Here is a 26,163-nt window from a genome sequence, read left to right on the forward strand (position 1 = left end):
CCTAGCCCTCCTTTACGGTTTTTACGGCCTTTGCCAAGTCCTCTTGCCTCATAAAATGCTCGCCTATCAAAAACGCGTCGGCTCCTTGAGCGTGAAGCTCTTTTAGCTGCGAATGTTCGTAGATGCCGCTTTCAGCGACGATGACGCTTGCGTTTTTGATTTTAGAAAACAGCTTCTCGCAAAGGCTCATATCCATCTCAAACGTGCTTAAATTTCGGTGATTTACTCCGACTATCTTTGCGCGCGCGAAATTTGACTTTTCCACGTCCTCTTCGTCGTGCGTCTCGACCAAGGCCTCAAGCCCCAACGAATGCGCGTAATCAAGCAGCCGCTTTAACTCGCCGGCACTAAGAGCCTTTGCGATAAGCAGGATAAAATCAGCCCCGTAAACGAGCGCTTCTAAAATTTGATACTCGTCTATGATGAAATCTTTACGAAGTAGCGGCAGCGAGCTTGCCCGTCTGATAGCGGCTAGATACTCCAAATTTCCTTTAAAAAAATGCGGCTCGGTTAGAACCGAGATAGCGTTTGCGCCGCCTTTTTCATACTCTTTGGCTATCTCTGCGGGAGCGAAATTTTGCTTTATCAGCCCCTTGCTAGGGCTTGCTTTTTTGACCTCGGCGATGATGCGATACGGCTCGTCTGCGCTGCTTTTTAGCGCTTTTACCGCGTCTTTTATCTCGCGCGGATTTTTCGCCGCAAGCTCTTGCAGCTTTTCAAAAGGCGTTTGCGATTTTCGCAGTGCCAAGTCCTCTTTCGTTCGCTCGATTATTTGATCCAGTATCATTTTTTGTTCTTCTTTAGGCACTCTTTGATAGCGTTTATATGCTCTTTGCCCTCGGGCGAATTTATAAATTCCTCGTCATGCAAGACTTTTTGTATTATCTCATCGGCCTTTTTGCACTCGCCCAGCTTATAGTATCCCCATGCCAGCGAGTCTAGATAAAACACGGATCCCGGCTCCAGCTCGAGAGCTCTATTTACCAGATCTATTCCCTTTTTCACGTCTATATCGTGATCGATGAGTAGGTAGCCGTAGTAGTTTAGATATAGCGCTTTATCGAGTTTTACGGCCGATTTTTCAAAGTTACGAATTACTTGCTTGAGGCTATTTTTGGCTATCTTTTTAGTTTGTTTGTCAGTGTCTCTTTCGTATTGATATATCGCCATTTTGGCTTGATATTCGAGATTAAAGCTCTTATCAAAGGCCTCTTGCGCCTTTTTATACGCTTTACCGAAATCCCCCGTCGCGGCGTAAAGATCCATCAGTGCGTCGTCGTTGTAAGAGTATTTTTGTAAAAACTTAATCGCCGCATCGTAGTTTTTTTGATAGACGTAGACGCCAAGCGCTTTTTCGAGATAAACCTTCTCTTTCGTCGCTTCAAAAAGCCCCTCATAAACAGCTATCATATCGGAGTAGCGGCCATCCCTGGCGTAGATATCCACTAGCGCCGTGCAGGTCTCGACCTCGCAGCCGTCGATACGCCGCGAGCTCTCCAGGTGCCTGATCGCCTCTTTTTTGTCGTTCATTTTATTGTATAAAAGATCGACTATGCGTAGCAGATTTTCCACGCTCCTATCTAGCTCGTATGCACGCTCGAGCTCGCCCAGAGCAGCTTTGTTGTCGTTTTGCATCGAATAAACGGCAGAGAGCATAACGTGGTTTTTAGAGATGTCCTCTTTTTTTATGAGCTCCTTCATCACCTTTGCGGCTTCATCCAGTTTATTTTCGCTCATCAAATTTGCGCCCTGTATGCGAAGCACGTCTACGTCGTCTTTTAGCACCTTTTGACTGAGCGCTAAAATGCTTTTAAAATTTACGTTTTTAGAAAAAAACGCGAGTCTTAGCGCCTCTTTTAGATAGTCGGTGTTTTTGGTCTTTTCGTAAAGCCGCTCGTAAAGCTCGGTCGCCTCGTCGTGCCTAGCGTTTTCGACCGCCATCAGCGCCTTGATAACGTATAAATTCTCGTCAAAGTCGTCTTTGGCGGTAGCAAAACAAACAAGCAAAGCCGCCAAGATAAATTTTAAAATCGCCTTATTCCCGCGCATTCTTTCTCCAATTCATTGATTTTATCCTTAAAATAGTCCCAAAACGGAAAGGTGCGGCACTGACTCGGGCGAAAGTCGTAAACCGAGCAGTTTTTTGCCGTTTCGTCAAAAAATACGCACGCAAATCCGCCCTCATAGGGCTTTTCTTTGAGGCTAAATTTATAACCGAATTTATCTAAAAACCTCGATCTAAACTCACCCTCGCCCATTTTTAAATGCTCCGCCAGCGATGAAATTTCCGCCGAGCTTATCCATATGTAGCCGCTTTCTCCCGTGCAGCACTTGCCGCCGCACCGCTCGCACTTGCTAGCGTCAAATTCATAACCAAAGCCGCTTCGTCTTAGCAAATTCACTCTAGCGCGTCCTTGCTTTGCGTATTTGCGGTTGCGAAAATCTCAACCGCTTTTTTACTATAAACTCCGCCTTCAAAAACGAAAATCGGAGGCAAAATTTGAGCCAAGGATTTTGAGCTTTTTTTAGCCTCGATGAGCGCCAAATTTGCCGTGCCGTCCGTTTTTGGATACACAAAACAAAGCCTAGTAAGCGTAAATTTAAACTCGCTCAAACAAAGCAAAATTTCAGCTAGGCGCTTGGCATCGTAGCAAAAACTAAAAACTCCGCGCGGTTTTAAAAGCGAATTTGCCGTCCTAACAAGCGCGCTAAGGGGCAAATTTTCGCTATATCTAGAGGTGCGCAGATGCTCGTTTTCGCTTTTTTTTACGCCGTCGTGGTAAAAGGGCGGGTTTGAGACGATGAGATCAAATCTTTTTTCACTCTTAAATTTAGCAAAATCAGCCGTTATAAACTCGGCTTCAAGTCCGTTTTGGCTAGCATTTGCGGCGGCTAAATTTACGTTAGCTTCTAAAATATCAAGCAAACTAAGCGAAATTTTAGGAAAATCGCGCTTTAAAAGCAGTCCCAAAACCCCGCTGCCACAGCCCACGTCCAGCACTTCGCCGCGCGCTCCGCCCTCACGGATAAAATCATACAAAAACATCGTATCGCTGTTGTAGCGATAGCCGTTTTTGGGCTGGGTGATTATCATCTATAAACCTTGATGATAAATCCTTGCTTGTCTTCAGACGTGACGATGTCGTTGCTATACGATATCCGCGAAAAGTCGCCGAATTCGTCTTTTATCATCTCGCCTGCGACCTTGGCGCGCTCTTTTCCGATACCGAAATTCGCGTATGAGTCGATCTTTTCTAGCTCGTCCTGCGGGATAGCTTTGGCCGCTTTTGAGGTGGCGATAAAGTTGCCGCGGCTCACGATCGGCGTGATTTCAAAATAATAATTTGAATTATAACTTTGCAAAAAATCGCTTACTTTGTTTTTGCAAACCTGCGTCGGCCTGTCAGAGCCCGCGCTCATATCCGCGCACTCGACCGAAGCTATGAAAACGACTTTTTTAGGCACTTCGGCTCTAAAATTTAGCTGGATTATCTTTTTTAGATTTTCATTTTCACTCATTAGCTCTTCGTTTTTGGCCATAATATGGGCTATTTCGCCCTTTGCAAGATTTTTTTGCGTGCCGATTTTTGCTAATTCATTTGTATTTTCCGGGTCTTTTTGCGTCTGTTTTTTTAGAGCCGAGAGCTCCTCGTCCTTTTGCGCCAAAAGCTTATTTAAAGCGTCTATTTGTTCTTTATTTTCCTTGGCGGCTTTGATGTTGCCTTCAACCAAAGCCGTGATTTTATTGTTTAAAATTTTATAGTTTTGGATATTTTTCTTGCTAGCAGCGATCTCGTCTGCAAGCAGCTCTTTTTGGATATTTAGCGACTCGCTAAGCTCGGCGACCTTAGCCTCCGCGCTTTGTAAGGAGCTATCTTTTTGCGAGATTTGATCCTCCAACTCATAAATTTTACCCTTTAGTTCGGTTACGTTTCGCTCAGCCTCTTGGCGCTCGTTTTCAAGCAGATTTTTTAGCTTATCGGCTTCATTCTTATGCACGGCCAGCGTCTTTGCCGTTTGACTTTCAAAGCTCTCTTTTTGCTTATCCAGCTTTGCTTGCAGCTTCGAAACGGTCGCATTTAGTTCGGCATTTGCGGTCTTAAATTTATCTTTTGCTTGCAGTTTTTTATTTGCGTTTTTTAGACTATCCTCCAGCTCGCTTATCTTCTTTACACTTGCGTTTTGTTCCTTTTCCAGAGCTTCGATCCTGCTTTTGGTCGATTTTTGAGCATTTAACATCTGGGCGTTATATTCGCTCGCGATCCTTTTTATCTCGCTATCTTTTAGTCCAAGCTCATTTGCGAGCCTATCGTTTTCGCTCTTTAGTTTCGCGGCCTCCTCGGTCGCCGTTTTTAGCTCGCTTTCAAATTTCGCCTTGTCGGCCTGCGCCTTGTTTTTTAGCTCGACGTTTTGGGCCTCCAGACGCTTTAGAGTGTTTGTATTTTTGTTTTGATTTTTGGCGTTAGATTTATCAAATTCGCCCTGTTTTTTTTCAAGCTCGACTTTTAAACTCTCAAATTCGGCGCGCAAAGAGGTTAAATTTTGCTCCAAATTTCTGTTTTTTTCATTTTCTTCCTGCGCTTTGGCCAGCTTTTTGTTTAGCTCGTCGATCGCGTTTTGCCTGTCGTTAGCGTTTGCAGCCTGCTTTCGTCTAGTTTCCAGTTCTGTTTTTAGCGCGTTTAAAAGACTTGAAATTTCGAGATTTTTACCGACTAGATCGACGTTATCGTCGTAGAGTAATTTGTTTTGAGCGCGCAGGACGCGGATTTGCTCTTTTAGCTCGGCTTCACCCCCGAAAATAGGCGCGTCCGTATCGTTTGCGTCCAAATTTTTAGCGTATTTTTCCTGCGGCAAAATTTGGTTTTGCGGGGTCAAATTCGTATTATCCGAAACCTTTGTTGGCTCGGATTTTGGTATCTCCTCGACGTTCATTATCTGCACGGCGAGTTCTCTAGGCTTTTCGGAAGGTTTTGCAAACTCGAAATACAGATAATATCCGCCCAGCGTCAGCAAACAACCGCAAATAAAAAATAAAACTAAATTTAATATTCTCAACTCTACTTTTCCTTGATATCTTGGACTACATTATGCGCGTGATTTAGCGCGAGCACGATCGAGCCGCCGTTTTTTAGCACGATGTCGCCGCCGATATATAGCCCCTCTACGCTACTTTCATAGTGCTCGTTTACGACAGGGTCTTTATCCGCGTCAAGCCTTACTCCGCATTTTTGTAAAAAATCAACCGGAGTCGAGCCGCCGATAGCATAGACGATCCTGTCATAGACTCTGATTTTCCCGTTTGAAAAGTGCACCCTAACGCGCCCCGATTCATTTTCTATCTCGGTGATATCGTGATTTAGTCGCACTTTTAGCTTATTTGCCTTTTCCAGTTCCCACAGCGCCGTTACGTTTACGTCGTTTACGCGGCTAAATTTATCCTTACGATACGCTAGCGTCGTTTTGTTGTATTGGCATAGCTCGATGGCGTACTCCACGGCCGAGTTTCCGCCGCCCACTACAAGCACTTTTTCGCCGCTGGAACAGGAGTTTAGATTAAAATTTACGACGTTATTTAGCGAAGGCGGGATTTTATAGTCCGGTTTGTTCGGGCGCCCCATTTTGCCGATGCTTATCATCACGTTTTTAGCCTTATAATCACCCTTTGAAGTGTGCACGAAGAACAAGCCGTCCTTTTTCTTGACGCTTTCGACCTCGGAGTTAAACGCCGCCTCGATCTTTTCCTCATCCAGCAGCTTATCGAAATAATCAAGCGTGCTCTCTTTCGTGCCGTCTTCAAAGGATACGATGCCGTGGATAGTGCTGTCTTGGCCTTTATACTCCTTATCTACGCGCTTATTGTCTTTGTAAAATTTTCTTATGGTTTGGCTGTGATTATCGCCTTTTTCAAGGAGCAAAACTTTCTTTAGCCCGTTTGCTCTGGCCTCTACGACGGTCGCGATACCGCAAGGGCCGCCGCCTATCACGATAATGTCGTAAATATCGCTCATTGATTCTCTCCGATTTGATAATTTTTCATTAATGTAGCGAAAATTGTATTAAATTTTAAGAAATTCGCGAAATTTGGGGTAAATTTAATTTAAAAGCGGCAAAGGCTAAACGAAAAGCCGTCAAATTTTAGGGATAAAAACAGATAAAAGTAAATTTAAAGCGGATCAAATTTAGTAAATTTAAGCGCCGAATTTAAGCCGTGCGAAATTTGACGGATTTAATGCGCCTAATTTAAAAATTCGGCCGGCATAAAAAGGTATAAATTTAATAAAATTCGGCTCGTTAAATTTTGCCAAAAAACAAAATCGGCCGTCAAATTTGACAAAATCAACGTTATAAATTTTCTCGCCCTATCACGCGGCAAATTTTAAAATTTCCGCCCGATTTACCGAATTTATCAAATTTAAAGACGCAAAATTCATCAAATTTAACGCCCGCTAGAGCTAAATTTTCTTTATAAGCTCCGCGATTAAAAACGCTAGCTCCAAAGCCTGATCGGCATTTAGACGCGGATCGCACTGCGTCTCGTATCTTTGCGCGAGATCTTCCTGGCTTAGCTTAAACGACCCGCCCGTGCACTCGGTCACGTCCTGCCCCGTCATCTCCAGGTGCACGCCGCCCGCATACGTGCCTTCGGCTCTATGGATATCGAAAAAGCTCTGCACTTCGGCTAGGATTTTGTCAAATTCGCGCGTCTTGTATCCGTTTGCGGCTTTTATCGTGTTGCCGTGCATCGGATCGATGCTATAGACGATATTTAGGCCTTCGCGCTTTATCTCGCGTAGGATTTTGGGTAGCCGCTCGCCGATTTTATCCGCGCCCATTCTGATGATCACGTTTAGTCTGCCCGCTTCGTTTTGCGGATTTAGCGCATTTGCAAGCGCGATGACGTCTTGTGCGGTGGCATTTGGTCCGATCTTGACGCCTAAGGGGTTGTGCACGCCGCTTAGAAAATGCACGTGAGCGTCGTTTATGCCGCGCGTGCGCTCGCCGATCCAGAGCATATGCGCCGAGCAGTCGTACCAGTCGCCGGTGAGGCTATCCTCTCTAGTGAGAGCTTCTTCATACGGTAGTAAAAGCGCCTCGTGCGAGGTGTAGACTTTGGTTTCGGAGACTGCGGGCGTGTTTGAGGCGTTCATACCGCAAGCCTCCATAAAGGCTAGAGTTTGGCTTAGCCGCCTGGCTAGCTCGCCGTATTTGGCGTCAAGATCCGGCTTTTTGATAAAGCCCAGGTTCCAGCGATTTACCTCGTGAAGATCGGCTAGACCGCCGCGAGAAAAGGCGCGAAGCAGGTTCATCGTGGATGCGCTCTGATAATACGCCTCGATCATACGGTTTGGATCGGGCACGCGAGCCTTGGCGTTAAATTCAAAGCCGTTTATGATGTCGCCGCGGTAGCTGGGTAGCTTTACGCCGCCTTGCTCCTCGTAGTCCGAGCTTCGCGGTTTTGCAAACTGACCCGCCACGCGCCCTACTTTTACGACGGGGCAGCGTCCGGCGAAGGTTAAAACGATCGCCATTTGCAGCATCACCTTAAACATATCGCGGATATTTACGGCGTTAAAATTCGAAAAACTCTCCGCGCAGTCGCCCCCCTGCAGCAAAAACGCCTCGCCCTCGCAAACTTTGGCCAAATCTTGCTTTAAATTTCTAGCCTCGCCGGCGAAAACTAGCGGCGGTAGCGTCTTTAGCTTCTCCTCGGCCTTTTTTAGTTCGGTCTCATCGGGGTAGCTTGGCTGCTGCAGGATATTAAATTTTCTCCACGAATCTCTACTCCACATCTTTAAACCTTTTTTAAAAATAACGTCGATTTTAGCCAAAAGAACTTTTATTACAGATAAAATTTCAAAATTTGGCCCCAAATTTACCCTTGTCGCGCCCTTTTTCGCCGCATAAGCTTTTATTAACGACAAAAAAATATAATTACGCCAAAAAAGTAAAAAAATGCAAGATAAAAATCAAGCCAAAATCGGTTTCATCTGCGCCTTAGCGGCCTTTATCACTTGGGGCGTTTTTCCTATTTACTTTAAGCAGCTTAACGCGCTTTCGGCCAACGAGATCGTCGCGCACCGCATCGTTTGGTCGGTGCTTCTTTTGTTTTTGCTACTCAAATTTAGCCGCAAACTAGGCGCCGCAAAGAAAATTTTAGGCGATAAAAAAACCGCGTTTTGGCTATTTGTCACCGGGCTTCTCATCGGCGCAAACTGGTGGATCTACATCTACGCCGTAAATATCGGCAAAATCGTGGAGGCAAGCCTAGGATATTTCATAAATCCTCTTGTCAATATGCTCCTTGGCGTGATTATCCTAAAAGAAAAATTGACGCGTGCGGGCAAATTTGCACTCGGCGTCGTTTTTGTCGCTATCGGAGTGCAAATTTACGACGCAGGCGGCCTGCCCGTGATCTCTATCATTCTACCCATCACGTTTGGATTTTATTCGCTTATCAGAAAGCGCCTTGGCGTGCCCTCTTTTGAGGGGCTTTTTGCCGAGACTGCGCTCATCGCTCCTATTGCGCTAGCGGCGCTATTTTTCGTCGCGGCTAGCGGGCAAAATCACTTTAGCTTTTCGTGGTTTGGGCTTTTTATCGCGCTTTGCGGCCCTGCGACCGTCGTGCCGCTTTTGCTTTTTAACTCGGCTACCACGAGGCTAAATTTGAGCACGATCGGCTACTTGCAGTATATCTCGCCCTCGATGCAGCTCTTGCTTGCCGTTTTTTACTACGGCGAGCCGGTTAGCGCGCTCAAGGCGCTGTCGTTTTTACTCATCTGGAGCGCGCTGGCGGTGGTTAGCTTTAGCGCGATTTATAGTAAAAAAAGCAAAATTTCAGTATAACCGCAAATTTAAATCAAAAAAGGAAAAACGATGTCATCTATCGCATTTTACGCCGTCATCTGCGTCATAGCCGCGCTCGTGCTCTACGCGCAGATACAAAAAATAACGAAAAAGATCGACGAGAACGGCACTCTAGCAAACAGCTCCCCCGAGGCCGCGCGTCAAATTTCGGTGCAAAAGTACAAAGACTTTTGCGAGATCATTAACGGCGAGCTAAGAGAGCTAAAGATGAAAGCGCTCTACGACGACGCCCTAAAAAACGAGGATCTAAAAGAAAAATTTTTAGAAAGCCTAAGCGAGATGAGCAAGAAACTGACGTTTATCGAGACGATGAACACCGCTAGAAACCCCGACAAATGGGAAAGCGAGCTCTTTGAGGTGCTTAGCCGCCTAGACGATCTCGTCACGGAAAACTTTAAAGACGGCGAGCGCGCGGGCGACGAGATTAGAGAGCGTCTGGGCGCGGAGTTTAGCAAGCTGCAAAATTAAACCTTAAGTAAAAACGGGGTAATATCGCTTTTTTGATTTAACTCTATCTTTCTAAGGAAAAAACGGATGAGCTATACCAAAAAAGACCTCGTAACCGCTGCAAATTTAACCAAAGACGAAATTTACCATTTCCTAAATTTAGCCAAGAAGTTTAAAGCGCTAAACAACTCCGAGACCAAAAAAGCCAAATCGCTCTACGGCAAAACGACCGTAAACGCCTTTTTTGAAAACTCGACTAGGACGCGAACGAGCTTTGAGATCGCGGCTAAGCGCCTCGGAGCCGACGCTATAAATTTCACCGCCTCAAGCTCCAGCACTAAAAAGGGCGAAACGCTCATCGACACCGTCCGCAACATCGTCGCGATGAAAACGGACATCGTAGTCGTGCGCCATTACAGCTCGGGCGCGGCTAAATTTATAGCCGAGAACACGGACGCTCACGTCGTAAACGCCGGCGACGGCCTAAACGAACACCCTAGCCAAGCGCTGCTTGATCTTTTTACCATACTGGAAAATCGCGGCAGCCTAGAAAATCTCACGGTCGCTATCATCGGCGATATCTTTCACAGCCGCGTAGCTCGCTCTGATATCTACGTCCTAAAAACGCTCGGAGCCAAGGTTAAGCTCTTTGGCCCGCCGATGTTTTTAACGGGCATGGAGGCTTTTAGCTGTCAAATTTGCTCCGATATGCGCGAGGCCGTCGAAGGTTCGGACGTCATCATCATGCTGCGTATCCAGCTCGAGCGCCAGGACGACGAGATCGCATTTCCGTCCGTGCGCGAATACTCCAAATTTTTCGGCCTAACCGCTAGTAAAATGCAATACGCCAAAGAGGGCGTTATGATCCTGCACCCAGGCCCGATAAACCGCGGCGTCGAGATAAACTCCGACGTAGCCGACGATCCGCGTTACTCGCACGTGCTAAATCAGGTCGAAAACGGCGTCGCCGTCAGGATGGCGATCCTAGATACTCTCATCAAAAACAAAGGCGCAAAATGAAAACTCTCATAAAAAACGGCACGATAGTAAACCACGACGGTTCGCAAAAAGCAAACGTCCTTATAGACGGCGACAAGATAGCTCTAATCACCACTGACGAACCTGCGGCTGATAAAATAATAGACGCTAGCGGCAAGCTAGTGATGCCGGGCCTCATTGATATGCACGTGCATTTTCGCGATCCCGGCCTTGAGTACAAAGACGACATAAACACGGGCTCTGAAACCGCGGTCGCGGGCGGCGTAACCACCTGCTGCCCGATGGCAAATACAAATCCCGTAAACGACAACGCCGTCGTCACGCGCGATATGGTAGCTAAGGCAAAAGCTCGCGGCCTCATCGACCTGCTTCCTATCGGCGCGATAACTAGCAAGATGGACGGCAAAAAGTGCGTAGAGATGGGCGATATGACCGAGGCGGGCGCAGTGGCGTTTAGCGACGACGGCCTGCCCGTAGCTAGCAGCGACGTGATGAGATATGCGCTTGAATACTCAAAGCACTTCGGCAGCTTCGTCATCAACCACTCCCAGGACTGCTCGCTGTGCCGCGGCGGTCACATGAACGAGGGGCGCGTCTCGGCGATACTAGGCATCAAAGGCATGCCGCGCGAGCAAGAAGAAATCATGGTCTCGCGCGATCTACTGCTAGCCAAGCTCACGGGCGGCCACATCCACATCGCGCACGTTAGCTCCGAGTGGTCGCTAAAACTCATCGCTCAGGCGCGCGCAGCCGGCATAAACGTGACCTGCGAGGCGACGCCGCACCACTTTACCTACACCGAGGATGAGCTACTAGGCTACGATACGAACTTTAAAATGTCGCCGCCGCTTCGCACCAGATCAGACGTGGACGCGATCAGAGAAGCCCTAAAAAGCGGCCTTATCGACGTCATCGTCACTGACCACGCCCCGCACCATAATGACGAGAAATTTTTAGAATTCGACAAGGCGCCTTTCGGTATCCTTGGCCTACAAACCCTTGTGCCGCTCACGCTAAATTTAGTCCGCGAGGGTGTGATAAGCTACGAGAAAATGGCGGCTCTGACGTCTTATAACGCGGCTAAAATTTTAAAACTAAAAGACAAAGGCGTGATCGCGGAGGGCTACCTCGCCGACATCGCGATAATCGATCCGAATTTCGAGTATCTCTACGACAAAAACCTAAATAAATCAAAATCCCAAAACTCCCCGCTGCTAGGCAAAATGCTAAAAGGTGCAGCAGTAATCACGATAAAAAGCGGAAAAACGGTGTTTGAGTTTCCAAACGTCGTGGCGTGATTAAGGAAATTGATTAAAAATGAAAGTATACGCACAGTATTTTGAATTCAACAGACTTAAGTATAGATTAAATACTATTCTACAGTTTGGAGATAGTTTTGCACATATTGGAAATATTATTTTAGCAAACCCGGGGAGCTCTAAGCCGGTTGGAAACATTGATGAAATTTCAAAAGACTCAATAAAAACCTTTTTTAATTCGTTTAAAGGGCGAAAATTTAATGATTTAAATTGGTATAAATTTAGCGTAGACACGACTATGCAGGTAATTGAAAAAATTTTTAATGGCAGTTATATTACCGATAACCCGCTACAATTAAACGGCGTCGTTCAACTCTTCAATGTTTTTAATATAGCCAATCCGAACTTAGGCGAAACTCTTGCTAGTATGCCCAAAGACGACAATCCATATATTATTACTCTCGATATTGCAGATTTTATAGCGGATAAACCGACTTATATAGGATTTTCTCATGATGTTTTGTATCATCAAGATGACCATATAAGAAAATTTCCTCAAAATATTTTTGAGTCAATGCCGCCAAAAATAAAAAAATTTTATGAAAACGATATAGAAAAAACTTTTTATCATCCGATGTATATATCTCGTGCATATCGCAAAGAAAATATACAAAATGATCTGAAACGTTTTTTTAAAATAATCAATGACTTCAAACAATAACGCAAGATTAAAACGAAATGGACCATCTTTGCTCATTTTGTTTTTAAGGTTAGTTGCAAAATTTATAGATAACAAGATAGTAAATAAACCGAAAGATTTTTTAAATTAAATTTACAAGCGTCTAAATTTGGACGTAAACCGCTCAAATTTAGCACAAATTTTGACTTAATCGGAGTAAATTTGAGAGAAAACGGGACGTGCAGACTATAAAAGACGAAATCTCGTAGCTGCTGCGCTAATCGACGAGCTAAATTTGAACCTTGACGTTTATAAATGATTTTGCTTTTCGGCGATAATTTTTGCTGGCTTGAATTTTAAAGCGTGCGTTAAATTTAACCATAAATTTATAACGGGTGAATTTATAAATCGTCGCCGAAATTTACTGAATTTACTTCAATGATATCAAATCTTTTACATCGTATTTGTGGCAGTTTTTATCTATCATGCTAATGATGCGGGATGAGATTAAATTTGGTTTTTTGGATAAGGCGGCGTTTAAAAATAAATTTACATAATCTTGCTCGACAGCGCTTTTTTGATATTTTTATCTTCAGACCAGCCCAGCATGCTTCTAAAAATAGCGACGTAATCACCTGTAAAGCGACAAGAACACAGATCGGTCGCGGGCAAACTTTTATCTATTATTTTGGATATCATAAGGTATTCGAGCATATCGTAGAAATAGTATTCGTAATAGGCTTTGTTAAATTTTATATCTTTTAAATTTTTACGCCCTCTAGCACACTTTTGTAGGCATCGTACGCTGCCGCCATCTTGTTACCCAAAACGGCGTCGCGTAATACATTTCGTTTCTTTCTTGGACGGTTTTTTATTGATACAGTTCGATCACACTTCTTAGATGTGCTGCGACGATATTTGAGGCGATACTTAGTTTATTGTTGTATTTTGTTTGAGTAATACCTCGTATATCGTGCGCTCCGAGCTTTAGGATGTATATATACAGCCGATTAACTACCTCTTCTTTTTTTCGAAAATCCAAATTTTCTATGGTGTATTTATTGTTTGGTTCGTCTCTTAAAAACTCATAAAATTCCGCATAATTTTGCACCCACCAAAAGGCGTCTTCGGCGTTATCTTCTGCCGTGAGGCTTTCGCCCCGCTCAAAAAGATAATCCCTCAAATGCAAAACGGGCTTTAACGTCAAACTATCGTAAGACGCCCCTAGCTCTCACTGACACTCCGCCCAAGTGCTAAGAACGGCCGCGTGTATAAAGTATAACGTGACTTTGGGGTTTGCCAAGTCTTTGGCGTTAAATTTGTCGGCGACGACCGAATATATACTAAAATACGCAAATGCCGTAATGGACGCGACTATGCACAAGATAGCCGCAAAAGATATAGTTAAGATTTTGACGACTTTTCGCATGTTTTCGGGCTCCTGTATCTACGGACAAATTTACAAAATATCCCTTTGTCCTTTAGCATTCATCGGACTTAACACGCCCATTTGCTCCATCTGTTCGATGATCGTGGCGGCGCGGTTATAGCCGATTTTTAGGCGGCGTTGCAGGTAGCTGATCGAGGTTTTTTGCTCGCTTAGCACGATCTCTTTGGCCTCTTCGTAGAGCTCGTCCAGCTCACATGCTACGGCACCGGAGCCTGCGCCCCCACCGCCGCTAGCGCCCTCCTCGACTAAAAATCTATCGTCATAGACCACCTCTTGCTGCGCTTTTAAGAAATTTACGATCGTGTCGATCTCTTTTTCGCTAGCAAACGGCGCATGCAGCCTGATGACGCCGGGGCTTCCCGGAGGCGTAAACAGCATATCGCCGCGCCCTAGCAAGCTCTCCGCGCCCATTTGATCCAGGATCACCTTACTATCGATGCGCTGACCGACGCGGTAGCTGATGCGGCTAGGTAAATTTGCCTTGATTAGTCCCGTCACGACATCCACACTCGGGCGCTGGGTCGCGACGATGAGATGTATGCCGCTAGCCCTGGCCATCTGAGCTAGACGCCCGATATATAGCTCCACGTCCTTACCGCTAGTCATCATCAGATCGGCTAGCTCGTCGATGATCACGACGATATACGGGAACTGCTCGCCGCCTTCTTCTTTCATTTTTTCGTTGTAGCTTTCGATGTTTTTCGTGCGCGTGTGGCTCATAATCTTGTAGCGGCGCTCCATCTCGGCGACCATGTTTGATAGCGCGGTGATGGCCTGCTTAGCCTGCGTGATGACCGGAGTTAGCAGGTGCGGGATGTCGTTATAGATGCTAAACTCAAGCATCTTTGGATCTATCATCATCAGGCGCAGCGTCTGCGGGCTGTTGCGATATAGCAAGCTTAGCAGCATCGCGTTTATGCCAACGCTCTTGCCGGATCCAGTCGTGCCCGCGATTAGCAGGTGAGGCAGCTTTTTTAGATCAGTGACAAAGGGTGCGCCGACGATATCCTTGCCTAGCGCAATAGTTAGCGGACTGCTCGAGTTTTTAAAAACTTCGCTATCTAAAATTTCTTTTAGATATACAGTCTCGATATTTTTGTTCGGAACCTCGATACCTACGACGTCTTTGCCCGGTATCGGCGCCTGGATGCGTATAGTCTGAGCGCGCAGAGCCATCGCGAGGTCGTCTTGCAGGGTTAAAATTTTACTCACCTTGATATGCGGCGCCTGACGAAACTCAAACGTCGTAACGATCGGACCCGTATATGTTCGCACGACGTCGCCGTCTATTTTAAATTTGCGCAGTTTATCGAGCAGATCGGAGATCTTTTGATCGATCTCGGCTTCGTTTACGCTATGCGAGCGCTTTGGCGGATCGTTTAGAAATTTAAGCGGCGGCAACGCAAAATCCTTAGGCTTTTCGACCTTGCCTTTCTCCATTTGTTCGAGTAGTTTTTTGTTTTCGGCGACTTCATTTAGGATCTCGACGCCGTTTATCGTGACCGTGCTCGTCTCCTCTAAATTTAACTCGCCTTCATCCTGTGCTTCGTATTCGCCATCCTGCTCATCTTCGCCGCCCGACTTTTCGCCGTTTTCCTCGCTCAAATTTGACTCGCTTTTGGCTTTAGACTTTTTGTTTTGTCTTTGTTTTTTTTGTGATTTTTGCTCAAATTTATCGCCGTTTTCAAAATTTTCATCCTTGGCCGTCGGCTCGACGAAGGCCTTTTTTAGGATAGCTAGGATATTATCCTGTGCAATGAGGCCAAAGCTCAGCACAAAAAGCATCACTATAAAGACCCACATACCTATCACGCCTGCGACGTCTTTTAGCGCATCATTTATGCTGTTTGCGACTAGTCCGCCGTAGCTAGCGTCCGCGCCTGATTGAAACATCAAAAACGCCAAAAACAGTAGCGCCGCTCCAAGCGTCGTCTGGGCAAATTCGGCGTTAAAGCCGTTAAAGTATTTGTAAATATAATACGCGAAAAATATGAAAACGAATGGATAAACATAAGCGATAAAGCCGAAAAGCTTGAAGTTCCAAAGCCCGATTGCGTTGCCGAAGCTCCCGACGAAATTTGCCGCAGGCGCGATGGTAGCGATCCCGAAAAATATCAAAAAACAAACGACTACGACTAAAACCGATTCTCTTAAAATGGCGCGTCCTTTTAAATTTGGTAAATTTAAATTTGCGGAAGAGCGAATTTTAGAGCCGAATTTATCAAATTTGACCCCATTTTCGCTCCGCCCGCTTTGATAACGAAACTTTAATAAAACGGTAGATTATAGCGAGTTTTTACATATAGTTTAATAACGAGAGCTGATTTATCTTCGCCACGGACTGCAACATCGCCTGATACGACATCATTTTTTGCATGAGGTTCATATAGGTCTCGCCGTAGTCGGCGTTTGTGATGTCGGCTTTGACGGTTTTTACATTTACCTCCATGACGCTGGCGCGGGTGTTGGTGTCCGTTAAAGCCGCGCTTTGAGCGCCTACCTTGGTGTGGATTTTGCTCACGTGATCGGCGATATGGTCTATCCTCTCGATCGCGCCTTGGATGCCGGAGTTGCGCGGATGCTCGCCCTCGCTATCGGCGCGGTACTGACCGCTCCTAACGGCCTCTATCATCCTATCCAGGTCCTCAAAAATATCCACGCTCGGGCTATCTATCTCGACGCCGTTGTTTGCAGAAAAGCTCCACAGCGAGCCTTTGCCCTGCATCGTCGTGCTGTCGCCGTCGAATTTATCGACATTTTTACCGTCATAGATGCCGACTTTCATCGGCGTGACGGCGTTTTGCTTGTCGGTTACCTTTATGCGGCCTCTATGGTCCATATGCGCCTCGACGCTGCCTTGCGAATTTGCGATAGCTTGCTTGTAGGCCATATAATCAGCCGGAGTATTACCGCCCGCACCCGCGGGGACGCTATCGCTAGCGACCATACCGATGATGTCGTTTAGCTGCCTAAAAGTCATATCTTTTGACTTCGTATCCCTGCCCTCGGTCGTCGGCGGATTTGTAGTGTCGTTATAAAAGCTATCCCAAACTTTTGTTTCATAGGTCGTTCCGTCTGGTCTAGTGATTTTTATCGTTGCATTTCCCGACGTAGTCGGAGGAGCGCCTGCGCCGAATTTTATATCTACTTTATAATCTCCGCCGCCTTTTGACTTGATTTGCATCTTTAGCTCTTGGCCGTTTATATTATATTTATCTCTTTCACCGTCGTAAAGGCTATTTGGAAGATTTGGATCGGCGCCGACCACTTGGCTTAGCGTCGTGTTATCGTCGGCAAATTTACCGCTACCGCGCTCCACCTGCGACACGGTGCCCAGCAGATGCCTGCCCTCTTGCTTAAAATTTATCTTATCGTAATCATAGGCGTTCGTAATAGCGCCGCCTAGGTCTTCGTATTTGCTTTTAACAAATTCCGTGATTTCATAATCGTCGGGATTTGCCCGCACCATAGCCTCGAGCGAATTTGCAGGATTACCGCCCGTGAGATTGGTAACGCCGTTAAACGCATTTGAGGCCGCATTGACGTTTGCCGCAGTCAAAGCGCCGGCGTTTGCCACTTTTTTCGTCGCCGCTATCATATGAAAATCAATAACCTGATTGCCTTTGCTTAGGTCTTTTACGTTGATTTGACCTTGGTTGTTTATCGTGACGTCGACGACTTTGTTGTTCGGAGTATTGCCGTATTCGGTGCCGATTTTTTCGAGCAGATCGTTTATCGAGGCGTCCGAGGTCATCTTAAATTTACTCGTAAAGCTCGTACCGTTTGGCTTTTTACCCTGCAAGAAAAAAGTCGTATCCTGAAACCGCTTCACGCCCGTGCCCGTGAAATCTTGATTGCTCAGAGTTTTTTCGTCTTTTACGTATTTAAAGCCGATTAGATCGCGCATTTTGTGTTCGCTATCGATATAAACGGTCTTGTTTTTATCGTCTAAATTTTGCGCTTTTAGCATCGTGTTAGAGGTGATTTTTTTAGCGTAGTCGCCGTCTTTGCCGAGGAACAGCTCATGTCCGTTTTGATTGTAGGTTAAATTTACCTGCGCTCCGCCCACGGCCTTCATCGACTGCGCGTTGCCATAGTATTCGTTTGTTTCGCCGTTTATGGGCTTAGTATTTATCGCGCTTCCTGCAAATAAAAACTGACCGTTGATCGAAGTGTTTGCGATATTTACGAGATGGTTTTTGATGCCCTGAAGGTCGTTTGCGATAGCTTCGCGCGAGGTTTGCGAGTGGATTTCATTGGCACCCTGGACGAGCTTGGTTTTAAAGCGCTCGAGTTGTTGTTTAAACTCGCTCAAAGCCTTGTCGGTATTTTTTGAAAAGTGCTGCGCTTTCGACGTCGCCGTTTGCACCTGCTCAAGCGTCGCCACCTCATAATCAAGCCTCATACCGTCGTTATAAACGCTACTGTCCTCGAAAGAATTTTGGATTTTTAGACCGCTTGAAATTTGCGTATTTAGCTTGTAAAGCGCCTTCATATTGGTCTGATAGTCGTAGTTGTTCATAAATTTCATCAGCTGATTCGTCATTCTCATCGCATTTTCCTTAAATTTAATCAAGCTCTTACAAGCAAATAAAGTTCCACTCGCTATATCGTCAAATTTCAAATTTTATTTAGTTTTAGATATGATTCCGTCAAATTTAAGGAGCGTAAATGAAAATCCTCTTTTCGCCTAGCGAAGCCAAAACCGCCGTGAGTCCAAACAAATTTATAGATAAGGACGGCTTTATTTTTCCGAATTTATATGAAAAGCGGTGCGAAATTTTAAAAATTTACGACGAATTCTTACAAACGGCCGGATTGGAGCAAATTTCAAAACTTTTCGGCGTGAAAAATTTAACCGATGAGCCGAGCCTGCGCGAAAGCCTCTTTAAAAAAGGCGCGGTAAAAGCCATCCTGCGCTATGACGGAGTAGCATACAAGCACCTTGACTACCGTAGCCTTGATAGCGCGGCGCAGGAATTTATAGATAAAAATACGCTGATTTTTTCAAATTTATTCGGCCCCGTGACGGCGGCGAATGCGCTGCCCGAATACAAACTAAAGCAAGGCGAGCGCATAAACGGGCTAAATTTGGAGGAATTTTATAAGCAAAATTTTAGCGGCGAGATAGACGAGTGGCTGGGAAATGACGACATTTTAGACCTTAGAGCCGAGTTTTACGAGAAATTTTACCGCATACGAAAGCCGTTTGCGACCTTTAAATTTCTAAAAAACGGCAAAGTCGTCAGCCACTATGCCAAAGCTTATCGCGGGATAGTTTTGAGGCGGGTCGCGCAAAACGGAGTTAAAAATTTTGACGAACTTTGCAAAACGGATATAGAAAATTTGCGCCTCATAGACGTCAAAAAAACGGGACTGAAAAGCGAGTTTTTGGTGCAAATCGTCTAAAATTCGCCGTTTTTTGTCAAATTTGCGTGAAATTCGTTAAATTTTTAGCTAAAAACTATTGTTTTTTTTATAAAAACGTTGTAAAATGCCCGCATATCACTTCTTATTAAGGATGGTTCTATGAAAAAAGCTGATTTTATTCAAGCTGTTGCCGAAAAGGCTGGTCTTTCTAAAAAAGATTCTCTAAAAGTCGTTGATGCGGCGTTAGAAGTAATCGAAAGCGCATTAGTCGCAGGAGATAGCGTTAGCTTTATAGGTTTTGGTACATTCGGCACAGCCGACAGAGCTGCTAGAAAAGCAAGAGTACCCGGAACTAAAAAAGTTATCGACGTTCCTGCTAGCAAAGCTGTTAAATTTAAAGTAGGCAAAAAACTAAAAGAAGCCGTAGTAGCCGGTGCAGGCAAAAAATGTAAAAAGAAATAATCTCCTTTCATGAAAGCTCGAATTTGAGCTTTCATGCTTTTTTAATCTCTTTTTTATATCTTTATAGATAAAATCACAATTCTTTTTAGCCCGAGTGGTGAAACCGGTAGACGCGCCAGACTCAAAATCTGGTAAGGGCAACCTTGTGTCGGTTCGAGTCCGACCTCGGGCACCATTATACCCCATCTTAAAACTTCCCAAAACGTCCAAAAACATAAAAAAGCCCCGTTATAGACGGATTTTAAAGATATTTTTGCGTATATTTAAAAATACCAAAGGATATAAAAATATATTTGCAAATATCCATTTTTTACGGAATAATTACGGAGTAAAACAAAAAAGCACAAAAAGGACTCCGTAAAAAATGCCAAAGATACCCATACCGCTCACAGATAGAGAGATCAGAGGATTAAAGCCAAAGGATAAAATTTATAAGAAATGCGACGGCAGAGGATTATATATTTTCGTAGATCCTAGCGGTCGTAAATATTTTGCTCTCGAATACAAAAGCCCGGCCGATAATAAAATCAAAAGGCTAAATTTGGGCGATTTTCCCGAGTTTAGTTTGGCAATGGCGCGCGAGGAGAGGTTTAAGCTGGAGCAAAAGGTAAGAGACGGCATCGACGTCAAGCACGAGAGCGAGATAAACGAGCAGGCGAATTTTAAAAAACTCGCACAAAGATGGCTCGAAATAAAAGCCGCTAGCGTAGAGCCAAATACCCTAAACAGAGATAAAAGACTACTTGAGATGTATGCCTATCCGTTTTTTGAAAATAGAAGCATCACGGACATCACCGTAACCGACGTCATCGAAATTTTAAAAAAGATAGAGGCCAAAGGTAGCCTTGAGATGATGAAACGGCTCTACTCGCTTTTAAATCAAATTTGGCAATCAGCCTATTATATCGCGCCAAATAACGTGATCGCGAGCATTAACTACCGCTTCACGTTTAAAAAAGTAAAAGAGAAAAACTACGCGACGCTTACCAAAAACGCCGATATTAAGGCTCTTTGGCAAAGCATAGACGAATACAGCGGCGACATCCGCACCAAATACGCCCTTAAATTTGCAGTTCTCACCGCGCTACGCCCCTTTAACATCAGAAGCGCAAAATGGGAATATATCGATTTTGACGAGGGCGTCATAAGCATCCCCGCGGGCGATATGAAAATGCGAGAGGCTTTTACCCTGCCCTTATCGCGTCAAGCCTTAGAACTGCTAAAAGAATACAAAGGCTACAATCTAGATCAAATTTATCTTTTTGGCTCGCTTTACGGCTCAGCCCGGTATATGAGCGAAAATACCTTAAACGTCGCGCTTCGCCGTATGGGTTTTAGCAAAGACGAGATTGTGTCGCACGGTTTTCGTGCGATGTTTAGCACCGTTTGCAATGAAAACATCGACGCTCACGGGCTAAATTTCGACATTATAGAAAAATGCCTCGCGCACAAAGGCACGGACAAGATCCGCGCCGCTTACAACCGTGCCCAAAATTTAGCCCAAATGCGCGCAATGATGCAGTGGTGGGCGGACTATTTAGACGCGCTTTAATCTTTTCTCGCGATTAGCTTTTCTTTGACGCCGATTATTGCCTGGGTTAGCTTGTAGTGCATATTCGTCATATCGTCTTTTAGGCTCTCAAGCTCTTTAAACGCAGGGTTATATGTATGGTCGTCAAAAAGGACTATACGAGTAGCGAGCTCGTTTATCTTTTTGTCTCTACTTTCTAGCTTATGCGTAAGCTCGGCTATAAACGCGTCTTTGTGTGATAGTTGGGATTTGTAGCTGCTTATCTCTCGCGCGACGCGTTTGGCTTCGAGCTTGGCGGCGGCTTCGAGCGAGATCACCTTATCCGCCAGCGTGAGATTTCGCGCCCTTGCCTCTTTTGCGCTCTCAAGCTCGCCTAATATCGTTTTTTCTAGCTCCATCTCAGCCCAAAGCCTGAAGTTTTTCGCTTCTTTTGAGCAGATAAACATGCCCAGTTTGATAATGCCGCGGAGAGTCCATTTTGTGATAGGGCGGTTGCGGTCGTTTTTGCCGACGATAAAATGAATGCCCTCGACGATTTCGTCCGCGTGCTCAATTTTATGCGCCTGAATTGTTTTTAATGTGACGTCGTAGCGTTGAGCCACATACTCAGAAGTAAATGTTCGGAAATTTAAAATTTCAACTTGGGGCATTTGAAATAACGACTGCATTTAATTCCCTTTGTTTTGATTTAATATATTTATGCAGGAATTATATCAGTTTATAAAATATAAGTCAAGAGCTTTTATTTTGTTTTACAACAACAAAATAAAATAAATGTTTAGTTTTAAAATATTTAATGCCTAGAAATATTAGGCATTAAACAATCATCGACTTTAACGTATTTTGTAGGGTCTTATAGTTCTCTAGCTCCTTTTGTAGCTCGTGAATTGTTAAAATCATCTCGCACGCCTTTTCAACTTGTGGCGTTATTCTACCTAGCGACAAGGCCGATCGCAGCCCACCCTCACTCATTCCTATTTTCTCCGCCAGCTCTCTTTGCGTGATGTCCAACTCGGTACATACGCGCTTAACTATATTTTGCTCTTTATAATTTGGATCAAAATGCCACTCAATCACATATAAATCGTTTTGCTTTTTATCCTTAAATTCTATATGATTACCGCCCTGATGAAAAAAGGTATCGTATCCGACTATCTCTTTGATTTTGGCGTTTATTTCTTTGATAAGCTCTTTTTCATTACCTCGCTTTATCGGCGTGACCGGATTTATCTCGTGTTTAAGTTGCCCTAGGATTAAAATTTTAGATCCGTCCGTCGGGTCATTGCCTTTATCAATCGCATTAGGATTTTCTATCATAAGATCAGGGCTGTGCATGTTGTCTTCAAGCCAATCAAAGACGCTATCCTCGTCGTCCTCGTTGCGCAGGTTTTCGATGCAGTATTTTTTAAACCTCTGATAAAACGGCAATATCGCCTCTAAATTAGTGGGATGCAACCATTTATTATTTTCTTTTGCGTATTTTTTACATATTTTTATAAAATTTTCACTTGTCATTTTTTCCCTTTTCATCGTCGCAAATAAAGCTAAATTCGGCGTCATTAGCTCTTTTAAATATCTTTAAAACATCGTTTAACATAATGACGGGATCGTCTGCTCCGCTAAAAAGATGAGCACCGCAAACAGGGCAACTCCTAAAGGCTCTTTTTTCGTCGTCTATCTTAAAGATAAATTTAGAAGCGCATTTTTTGCATTTTGTTTCGAGCTCTATGATCTCTTTTACGTTCTTTTTCATTTTTCAGCCTTTTCATCCTCGCAAATAAAGCTCACTTGTAACCCCTTAGTGTCTTTTAGCCTAAAAAATACATCATCAAGCGCGCTTAATACGTCGCTATCGCCCCTAAAAAACGTAAAATCGCAGTTAGGGCATCGCGTTATTGTCTTTTTTCTATTTTCAAAGTCGAATATAACTCTAGTCCCGCAATTATCGCACTTAAATTCAAGTTCTTTAATGTCTTTTATATTCTTTTTCATCGCTCACCCTTTTCATCGTCGCAGATCAAATTTACGCGCATTTCTTGCATTGAAAAAATCTCAATCCCTCTTTTTAAGGCATTAAGCCCGTCGATTAGACTTACTTGACTTACCCAAATTTCGCTGCAATTAGGACAAGTATAAACAAAGTTCTCAAGTGTGGAGAAATTTAGGCTAAGCGATGTCTCGCATTTTTTGCATACAAATTCGATGCCTTTAACCTCTTTTATGTTTTTCTTCATTTTCTACCTTTATATTATTTTACTAAATTTCGACTAAATTTTACGCGCTCTTTGAGAAAAATTGCTCTATTTTTGGCGCGAGTGCCACTTGCCCCTTACTCGTGATTTTCGTCGTAAAGGTTTGCAGATTGCCTTTTGTGGTGGCTATCACGTTCATCACGAGCTCAAAGTATCCGTTATCGACGTATTTCTGATAAGGCTTATTGTCTTTTTGCAAGTAGCCACTATCTCGCAGCCAGCTAAAAAGCCGTTTTTGCCCTACTCTTATGCGCTTGTCGTCGCATAGGGCTTTTGCGTAGTCGCCGATATTGATGCTCGTCGCGCTTGCTTCGACTGCTTTTGCGAAGGTGATATAAGGCAAATTTGCCGCCTTTTCGCGCTCTAGTTCCTGAGTTTTAGCTCTTTGGGCTTTTAGATCAAGGGCTAGTTTTATGATCGTATCGGGATCGCTTAGCACCTCATCGATCTTTTTTTGAGTGAGATAGCCGCCGTGCTTGCGGATAGACGGCAAAACCTCGATATTGACCCATTTTCTAAAGCTCCTCGCGTTTGGCTTGTCGCTTCGCATGAGCACGAAATAAAGCTGCGGCTCGGTAATAAAAGTCGCGTTTTGCTCCCTGCCCAGGCTGTCAAAGATGGGGTAAGTCAAACTTAGGCCATCGTCAAACTCCGAAGTGATCGCATTTTTAACAACGCTTGCATTGGTAAGATCTAAAATTTTACAAACATCAGCTAAACAAAACAGCGGATCGCCCGCCTCACCGACTGCGACCCTGATCTCAAAGTTATCGTTTTTAAAAATTTCTAGGTTCATTTTTTGGCCTCTGTTAAATTTTATTTTCGTAAATATTGCCGACGACTACCCAATCGCCGAGCTCACTGAGAGAAAATCGCAAATCCTCCCGCTTTTTATCAACCGGTCTAACGATGAAATTTCCGAAATCAAAAATCACCTCGCCTATCTCGCCGTCTCGCGGATTATAAAATTCATCGCCGCAAGGAGACTGCGGGTCAAATTTGACGATGTCGCCCTCGTAAATTTCCGCATTATTTTGATCCTTTACGCCGGCGTATTGCATTAGCTCGATTTCAGAAAATCTAAAATATGCGGCATAATCTTGTTCGTCCGAATTCTTTTTCGTTACCGTAACCAATTCAAAGCACATATCTATCGCCTCTAAAAAATACATCTTTCTTTCTTTAATATGCCACGCTCTAAATTTAATCTCTCTCATATCATTAATCCTTAATCTTCTTGATTATCCCTCTTAGTTTTTCGTCTTTTGTAGTCATTGTTTTGGCGTCTAGTCCTTTTTGAGCCATCCTTTTAATCTCGCCCAGTAATTGGGCTGTGCGGGAGGGCAAAACTACTTTTTTGCGCCTTAGCATCGTGATCTCCTCTTGTGCCGCCTTTAGTTTCGCTTCTAGTTCTTCCATAGTCGCTCCTTAAAATGTTTGTTCAGGAGATCAAACGGCTTTTAAAAACTCCGGCAAGCTCATCGCTACGCTCGGGTTATACTCGCTTTTTTCTCGGCTTACGCGCTTGATCTCGCTTAGCACCAGCTCGCGCGTTTGCTCCAAGCACCCCTCGATCATTTTGTAAAATTCCGCCTCTTTGCGGCGGATATTTGCTAGCACGTTTGCCTCGGCTTCGCTCGTAATGATATAGCAAGTTACTTCACGCGTTTGGCCGTAGCGATAGACGCGGCGCAAGCTTTGGAAAAATCCCTCAAAGCTATCCGATAGCGAGGCGTAGATCACGTTTGCGCAGTGCTTTTGCCAGTTCATGCCAAAGCCGGCGATCTTGGGTTTTGTTATGAGGCACTTTATTTTACCGTTTGCAAAATCGCTCATCGCGCGCGCCTTAAACTCGTCGCTATCGCTTCCCTTGATCTCCACGCTATCGGCTACTAGCTTTTTGAGCATCGCGCCCTCGTCGTTTAGCTCGCACCAAATCAAAAAATTCTCGTTTGATGTATTGCAGATCTCGGCCACTTTTTCGCATCTTTGCTCTAGGCTATCTTTTTTGGCTTGCCTGCGCTCTTGCAAGGTTTGCGCGGCTATCGCAAAAAGCGAATCCTTACTTTGGCTTTCAACTTCGACGTGCTGCATTTTTAGCGGCGGCAGCTTAAATTTAGCGTCCTCTTCGGCACTATACCCCAGATCGGAGGGCTTTGTGAAAAACACCGCCCACGAGCTGATAAATTTCCAAAACGGCTTAACTGCGTGGCCTTTTAGTATCCATTCGGACGTATCGCCGCCGTCGTGCACAAAATACATCGAGAGCATTTCGGATAAGCTCATCACGTTTAAAAACTCCGTGTGATTACCTAGCTCCGTGTAGTCGTTCGGGCTTGGAGTGGCCGAGCAAGCGAGCTTATAAGGCGTGTGTTTGTAATTTTCGATGATTAAATTTCGCGTGGCCGACGTATAACTTTTGAGCCTTGAGCTCTCGTCCAGGACTAGCGCGACAAACGCGTCCGGGTCAAATTTATCCAACTTTTCGTAATTGGTAATGTTTAGCCCGTTTATCACGTCGTCCGCGCTTTCGCAAAATTTAACGTCATATCCTAGGATGCGCTTTATCTCCTCGATACTCTGAAAAGCGACGGCAAGAGGCGTCACGATGAGCACGGGCGCGCGCTCTTTTAGCCAAATTTGATAAGCCCACTCGCCTTGCATCGCGGTTTTGCCGCTGCCCGTCATCGCAAATATCGCAAAATGCCCCTTTTTAAGCGCAAGATAAACGAGATCCTTTTGATAATCAAACAGCGCGCCGTTTAGCTCGTCTCGCGATATTTCGATGCTTTTAAAGCTTGCGCGTTTTTGTTTCGTCTTTAAAAAGTCTTCATATTGCATAAATTTTC

At 44.7% G+C, this 26,163-nt stretch carries 28 protein-coding genes and 1 tRNA gene; 9 read left to right on the forward strand and 20 right to left on the reverse strand.

Annotation, left to right across the window (positions count from 1 at the left end):
* Nucleotide 1: 1 nt before the first annotated feature.
* From trpC to CRECT_RS06540, 7 genes are all read right to left on the reverse strand, one after another.
* Nucleotides 2–787: an indole-3-glycerol phosphate synthase TrpC gene (gene trpC / locus CRECT_RS06510; protein WP_002944717.1), complete on the reverse strand. Its 786-nt coding sequence runs from the start codon at nucleotides 785–787 to the stop codon at nucleotides 2–4.
* Nucleotides 784–2,049, reverse strand: coding sequence for a tetratricopeptide repeat protein (locus CRECT_RS06515; protein WP_002944688.1), 1,266 nt, complete (start codon nucleotides 2,047–2,049; stop codon nucleotides 784–786). The genes trpC and CRECT_RS06515 overlap by 4 nt, the downstream gene beginning before the upstream one ends.
* Nucleotides 2,025–2,402 (reverse strand): YkgJ family cysteine cluster protein, encoded by a 378-nt coding sequence (locus CRECT_RS06520; protein WP_002944533.1) that lies wholly within the window; start codon nucleotides 2,400–2,402, stop codon nucleotides 2,025–2,027. The genes CRECT_RS06515 and CRECT_RS06520 overlap by 25 nt, the downstream gene beginning before the upstream one ends.
* On the reverse strand, nucleotides 2,399–3,094 hold the full coding sequence (locus CRECT_RS06525) for a tRNA1(Val) (adenine(37)-N6)-methyltransferase (protein WP_002944619.1): 696 nt from the start codon (nucleotides 3,092–3,094) through the stop codon (nucleotides 2,399–2,401). The genes CRECT_RS06520 and CRECT_RS06525 overlap by 4 nt, the downstream gene beginning before the upstream one ends.
* Entirely contained in the window at nucleotides 3,091–5,055 is a 1,965-nt protein-coding gene (locus CRECT_RS06530; RefSeq protein WP_002944555.1) for a coiled-coil domain-containing protein, read from the reverse strand. Before CRECT_RS06530 ends, CRECT_RS06525 begins: the two co-directional genes overlap by 4 nt.
* 2 nt (nucleotides 5,056–5,057) lie before the next feature.
* Nucleotides 5,058–6,008, reverse strand: a complete 951-nt coding sequence (locus CRECT_RS06535; RefSeq protein WP_002944659.1) for an NAD(P)-binding domain-containing protein — start codon at nucleotides 6,006–6,008, stop codon at nucleotides 5,058–5,060.
* 444 nt (nucleotides 6,009–6,452) lie between these two features.
* A complete protein-coding gene (locus tag CRECT_RS06540; protein ID WP_039888151.1) occupies nucleotides 6,453–7,790 on the reverse strand; it encodes a class II 3-deoxy-7-phosphoheptulonate synthase in 1,338 nt (445 codons plus the stop codon).
* A gap of 163 nt (nucleotides 7,791–7,953) precedes the next feature.
* Between CRECT_RS06540 and rarD the strand changes: the two genes are divergently transcribed.
* The 5 genes from rarD to CRECT_RS06565 all read left to right on the forward strand — a co-directional run bounded on the left by rarD (nucleotide 7,954) and on the right by CRECT_RS06565 (nucleotide 12,291).
* Nucleotides 7,954–8,844, forward strand: coding sequence for an EamA family transporter RarD (gene rarD, locus CRECT_RS06545; RefSeq protein ID WP_002944655.1), 891 nt, complete (start codon nucleotides 7,954–7,956; stop codon nucleotides 8,842–8,844).
* Between the two features lie 30 nt (nucleotides 8,845–8,874).
* Complete coding sequence (locus CRECT_RS06550; protein ID WP_002944696.1) at nucleotides 8,875–9,333, forward strand: hypothetical protein; 459 nt, start codon at nucleotides 8,875–8,877, stop codon at nucleotides 9,331–9,333.
* 66 nt (nucleotides 9,334–9,399) lie between these two features.
* Nucleotides 9,400–10,332, forward strand: coding sequence for an aspartate carbamoyltransferase catalytic subunit (locus tag CRECT_RS06555; RefSeq protein ID WP_002944690.1), 933 nt, complete (start codon nucleotides 9,400–9,402; stop codon nucleotides 10,330–10,332).
* Nucleotides 10,329–11,609, forward strand: coding sequence for a dihydroorotase (locus CRECT_RS06560; protein ID WP_002944709.1), 1,281 nt, complete (start codon nucleotides 10,329–10,331; stop codon nucleotides 11,607–11,609). Before CRECT_RS06555 ends, CRECT_RS06560 begins: the two co-directional genes overlap by 4 nt.
* A 19-nt stretch (nucleotides 11,610–11,628) precedes the next feature.
* On the forward strand, nucleotides 11,629–12,291 hold the full coding sequence (locus tag CRECT_RS06565; RefSeq protein WP_002944648.1) for a hypothetical protein: 663 nt from the start codon (nucleotides 11,629–11,631) through the stop codon (nucleotides 12,289–12,291).
* An 829-nt stretch (nucleotides 12,292–13,120) separates the two neighbouring features.
* Here CRECT_RS06565 and CRECT_RS06570 read toward each other — a convergent pair.
* The 4 genes from CRECT_RS06570 to CRECT_RS06585 form a co-directional block, all read right to left on the reverse strand.
* Nucleotides 13,121–13,456: a hypothetical protein gene (locus CRECT_RS06570; RefSeq protein WP_002944646.1), complete on the reverse strand. Its 336-nt coding sequence runs from the start codon at nucleotides 13,454–13,456 to the stop codon at nucleotides 13,121–13,123.
* Nucleotides 13,457–13,480: 24 nt separating this feature from the next.
* Nucleotides 13,481–13,678, reverse strand: a complete 198-nt coding sequence (locus tag CRECT_RS06575) for a hypothetical protein (RefSeq protein WP_002944621.1) — start codon at nucleotides 13,676–13,678, stop codon at nucleotides 13,481–13,483.
* 30 nt (nucleotides 13,679–13,708) lie between these two features.
* Nucleotides 13,709–15,817, reverse strand: coding sequence for an FtsK/SpoIIIE family DNA translocase (locus tag CRECT_RS06580; protein ID WP_171992698.1), 2,109 nt, complete (start codon nucleotides 15,815–15,817; stop codon nucleotides 13,709–13,711).
* A gap of 178 nt (nucleotides 15,818–15,995) precedes the next feature.
* Nucleotides 15,996–18,251 (reverse strand): flagellin N-terminal helical domain-containing protein, encoded by a 2,256-nt coding sequence (locus CRECT_RS06585; RefSeq protein ID WP_039888128.1) that lies wholly within the window; start codon nucleotides 18,249–18,251, stop codon nucleotides 15,996–15,998.
* 119 nt (nucleotides 18,252–18,370) lie between these two features.
* Here CRECT_RS06585 and CRECT_RS06590 point away from each other — a divergent pair, with 119 nt between their 5' ends.
* The 4 genes from CRECT_RS06590 (at nucleotide 18,371) to CRECT_RS06605 (ending at nucleotide 21,083) form a co-directional block, all read left to right on the forward strand.
* Nucleotides 18,371–19,108, forward strand: coding sequence for a YaaA family protein (locus tag CRECT_RS06590; RefSeq protein WP_002944625.1), 738 nt, complete (start codon nucleotides 18,371–18,373; stop codon nucleotides 19,106–19,108).
* A 120-nt stretch (nucleotides 19,109–19,228) separates the two neighbouring features.
* Nucleotides 19,229–19,531 (forward strand): HU family DNA-binding protein, encoded by a 303-nt coding sequence (locus CRECT_RS06595; RefSeq protein ID WP_002944598.1) that lies wholly within the window; start codon nucleotides 19,229–19,231, stop codon nucleotides 19,529–19,531.
* 88 nt (nucleotides 19,532–19,619) lie between these two features.
* Nucleotides 19,620–19,706, forward strand: a tRNA-Leu gene (locus CRECT_RS06600).
* Nucleotides 19,707–19,895: 189 nt separating this feature from the next.
* Nucleotides 19,896–21,083 carry a tyrosine-type recombinase/integrase gene (locus tag CRECT_RS06605; RefSeq protein ID WP_002944669.1) on the forward strand — a complete coding sequence of 396 codons (1,188 nt, stop codon included), beginning with the start codon at nucleotides 19,896–19,898 and terminating at the stop codon, nucleotides 21,081–21,083.
* Here the strand turns inward: CRECT_RS06605 and CRECT_RS06610 are convergent.
* The 9 genes from CRECT_RS06610 to CRECT_RS06650 form a co-directional block, all read right to left on the reverse strand.
* On the reverse strand, nucleotides 21,080–21,730 hold the full coding sequence (locus tag CRECT_RS06610; protein ID WP_002944664.1) for a hypothetical protein: 651 nt from the start codon (nucleotides 21,728–21,730) through the stop codon (nucleotides 21,080–21,082). The genes CRECT_RS06605 and CRECT_RS06610 overlap by 4 nt on opposite strands.
* A 148-nt stretch (nucleotides 21,731–21,878) precedes the next feature.
* The gene (locus CRECT_RS12625) at nucleotides 21,879–22,577 is read right to left on the reverse strand and encodes a helix-turn-helix domain-containing protein (RefSeq protein WP_002944600.1); all 699 of its coding nucleotides are present in this window, start codon (nucleotides 22,575–22,577) and stop codon (nucleotides 21,879–21,881) included.
* A complete protein-coding gene (locus tag CRECT_RS06620; RefSeq protein WP_002944682.1) occupies nucleotides 22,567–22,815 on the reverse strand; it encodes a hypothetical protein in 249 nt (82 codons plus the stop codon). Before CRECT_RS06620 ends, CRECT_RS12625 begins: the two co-directional genes overlap by 11 nt.
* Complete coding sequence (locus CRECT_RS06625; RefSeq protein ID WP_002944606.1) at nucleotides 22,812–23,054, reverse strand: hypothetical protein; 243 nt, start codon at nucleotides 23,052–23,054, stop codon at nucleotides 22,812–22,814. Before CRECT_RS06625 ends, CRECT_RS06620 begins: the two co-directional genes overlap by 4 nt.
* Nucleotides 23,051–23,296 (reverse strand): hypothetical protein, encoded by a 246-nt coding sequence (locus CRECT_RS06630; protein ID WP_002944589.1) that lies wholly within the window; start codon nucleotides 23,294–23,296, stop codon nucleotides 23,051–23,053. The genes CRECT_RS06625 and CRECT_RS06630 overlap by 4 nt, the downstream gene beginning before the upstream one ends.
* A 40-nt stretch (nucleotides 23,297–23,336) precedes the next feature.
* Nucleotides 23,337–24,110: a phage antirepressor KilAC domain-containing protein gene (locus CRECT_RS06635; protein ID WP_002944546.1), complete on the reverse strand. Its 774-nt coding sequence runs from the start codon at nucleotides 24,108–24,110 to the stop codon at nucleotides 23,337–23,339.
* Nucleotides 24,111–24,123: 13 nt separating this feature from the next.
* The gene (locus CRECT_RS06640) at nucleotides 24,124–24,531 is read right to left on the reverse strand and encodes a YopX family phage-derived protein (protein ID WP_002944551.1); all 408 of its coding nucleotides are present in this window, start codon (nucleotides 24,529–24,531) and stop codon (nucleotides 24,124–24,126) included.
* 4 nt (nucleotides 24,532–24,535) lie between these two features.
* Complete coding sequence (locus tag CRECT_RS06645; protein ID WP_002944567.1) at nucleotides 24,536–24,733, reverse strand: hypothetical protein; 198 nt, start codon at nucleotides 24,731–24,733, stop codon at nucleotides 24,536–24,538.
* Between the two features lie 30 nt (nucleotides 24,734–24,763).
* Nucleotides 24,764–26,155: a DEAD/DEAH box helicase family protein gene (locus tag CRECT_RS06650; RefSeq protein ID WP_002944543.1), complete on the reverse strand. Its 1,392-nt coding sequence runs from the start codon at nucleotides 26,153–26,155 to the stop codon at nucleotides 24,764–24,766.
* Nucleotides 26,156–26,163: the final 8 nt, after the last annotated feature.

It is taken from the genome of Campylobacter rectus (assembly GCF_004803795.1).
GTDB classification, from domain to species: Bacteria; Campylobacterota; Campylobacteria; order Campylobacterales; family Campylobacteraceae; genus Campylobacter_A; species Campylobacter_A rectus.

Coding starts and splice junctions, on each gene's coding strand:
- CRECT_RS06575 (WP_002944621.1), bottom strand. CDS start 13,678: ATGCGAAAAGTCGTCAAAATCTTAACTATATCTTTTGCGGCTATCTTG.
- CRECT_RS06525 (WP_002944619.1), bottom strand. CDS start 3,094: ATGATAATCACCCAGCCCAAAAACGGCTATCGCTACAACAGCGATACG.
- CRECT_RS06535 (WP_002944659.1), bottom strand. CDS start 6,008: ATGAGCGATATTTACGACATTATCGTGATAGGCGGCGGCCCTTGCGGT.
- CRECT_RS06630 (WP_002944589.1), bottom strand. CDS start 23,296: ATGAAGAAAAACATAAAAGAGGTTAAAGGCATCGAATTTGTATGCAAA.
- CRECT_RS06540 (WP_039888151.1), bottom strand. CDS start 7,790: ATGTGGAGTAGAGATTCGTGGAGAAAATTTAATATCCTGCAGCAGCCA.
- CRECT_RS06590 (WP_002944625.1), top strand. CDS start 18,371: ATGAAAATCCTCTTTTCGCCTAGCGAAGCCAAAACCGCCGTGAGTCCA.
- CRECT_RS06555 (WP_002944690.1), top strand. CDS start 9,400: ATGAGCTATACCAAAAAAGACCTCGTAACCGCTGCAAATTTAACCAAA.
- CRECT_RS06625 (WP_002944606.1), bottom strand. CDS start 23,054: ATGAAAAAGAATATAAAAGACATTAAAGAACTTGAATTTAAGTGCGAT.
- CRECT_RS06650 (WP_002944543.1), bottom strand. CDS start 26,155: ATGCAATATGAAGACTTTTTAAAGACGAAACAAAAACGCGCAAGCTTT.
- CRECT_RS06640 (WP_002944551.1), bottom strand. CDS start 24,531: ATGAGAGAGATTAAATTTAGAGCGTGGCATATTAAAGAAAGAAAGATG.
- trpC (WP_002944717.1), bottom strand. CDS start 787: ATGATACTGGATCAAATAATCGAGCGAACGAAAGAGGACTTGGCACTG.
- CRECT_RS12625 (WP_002944600.1), bottom strand. CDS start 22,577: ATGACAAGTGAAAATTTTATAAAAATATGTAAAAAATACGCAAAAGAA.
- CRECT_RS06645 (WP_002944567.1), bottom strand. CDS start 24,733: ATGGAAGAACTAGAAGCGAAACTAAAGGCGGCACAAGAGGAGATCACG.
- CRECT_RS06595 (WP_002944598.1), top strand. CDS start 19,229: ATGAAAAAAGCTGATTTTATTCAAGCTGTTGCCGAAAAGGCTGGTCTT.
- CRECT_RS06515 (WP_002944688.1), bottom strand. CDS start 2,049: ATGCGCGGGAATAAGGCGATTTTAAAATTTATCTTGGCGGCTTTGCTT.
- CRECT_RS06620 (WP_002944682.1), bottom strand. CDS start 22,815: ATGAAAAAGAACGTAAAAGAGATCATAGAGCTCGAAACAAAATGCAAA.
- CRECT_RS06585 (WP_039888128.1), bottom strand. CDS start 18,251: ATGAGAATGACGAATCAGCTGATGAAATTTATGAACAACTACGACTAT.
- rarD (WP_002944655.1), top strand. CDS start 7,954: ATGCAAGATAAAAATCAAGCCAAAATCGGTTTCATCTGCGCCTTAGCG.
- CRECT_RS06565 (WP_002944648.1), top strand. CDS start 11,629: ATGAAAGTATACGCACAGTATTTTGAATTCAACAGACTTAAGTATAGA.
- CRECT_RS06605 (WP_002944669.1), top strand. CDS start 19,896: ATGCCAAAGATACCCATACCGCTCACAGATAGAGAGATCAGAGGATTA.
- CRECT_RS06610 (WP_002944664.1), bottom strand. CDS start 21,730: ATGCAGTCGTTATTTCAAATGCCCCAAGTTGAAATTTTAAATTTCCGA.
- CRECT_RS06550 (WP_002944696.1), top strand. CDS start 8,875: ATGTCATCTATCGCATTTTACGCCGTCATCTGCGTCATAGCCGCGCTC.
- CRECT_RS06560 (WP_002944709.1), top strand. CDS start 10,329: ATGAAAACTCTCATAAAAAACGGCACGATAGTAAACCACGACGGTTCG.
- CRECT_RS06635 (WP_002944546.1), bottom strand. CDS start 24,110: ATGAACCTAGAAATTTTTAAAAACGATAACTTTGAGATCAGGGTCGCA.